Source organism: Pseudomonas sp. NBRC 111132, from assembly GCF_001320565.1.
Classification (GTDB): Bacteria; Pseudomonadota; Gammaproteobacteria; order Pseudomonadales; family Pseudomonadaceae; genus Aquipseudomonas; species Aquipseudomonas putida_P.
Map to the genome: position 1 here is coordinate 1 of NZ_BCBI01000128.1, position 738 is coordinate 738.

General features: G+C 60.3%; 1 protein-coding gene. It reads left to right on the forward strand.

Features of this window, described 5'->3' with window-relative positions:
• Window positions 1-738: immunoglobulin-like domain-containing protein (locus APH35_RS29135; protein ID WP_177335408.1), on the forward strand; the 738-nt coding region annotated here is incomplete at both ends.

Sequence of the window (738 nt, forward strand, 5' to 3'; positions counted from 1 at the left end):
TTGACGCCGAACCCGACCCCAGCCTCGACTGTCATCAATGACAGCATCGACACTGTTACCGTAAGCATCGTCAGCAATGGCAATGTGACCGAAGACCAGCAACCTTCCTTTACGGTGAAAGTAAGCCAGGCGCTGGACCGTCCGTTGACCGTAACCCTGTCGAACGGCGACACAGTGACGATCGAAGCTGGCAAGACCGAAGTCGAGTACAAGACTCCGGCTCAGGGCGATGACGTCTATCACGACGCCGGCTCCATCACCCTCAGCGTTACCGACGCTACAGTTCCGGGTGCCACCTTCGAGAAGCTGGCCTTGGGTGGCCCGGCCACTGTTGAAATTTCGGACACCATCAGTGAGGTTGTGGCCAAGCTGACCGCCACGCCTTCGGTGACCGAGGGCGGCGAGATCACTTACACCATCACGCTGACCAACAAAGACGGCTTGCCGATCAACAACCACGGCGCCCTGACGTTCACGTTGAGCGACGGCAAGACCGTCATCACCGTGCCGGCCAACAGCACCACCGGTTCGATCACCGTGACTGCCCCGGACAACGTCTACGTCGGCAGCAACCCCCCAGTGGTGCAGTCGATCGCGACCGTTGTCGGCGCCGACGTCGGCAAGTTCGAACAGCTGACCCTGGACAAGACCCCGGTCAGCACTACCGTCACTGACGAGCCTGGTACTCCAGGCAACCCAGGCGGCAGCAACGAAGGTGATCTGGTCAAGGTCACCATC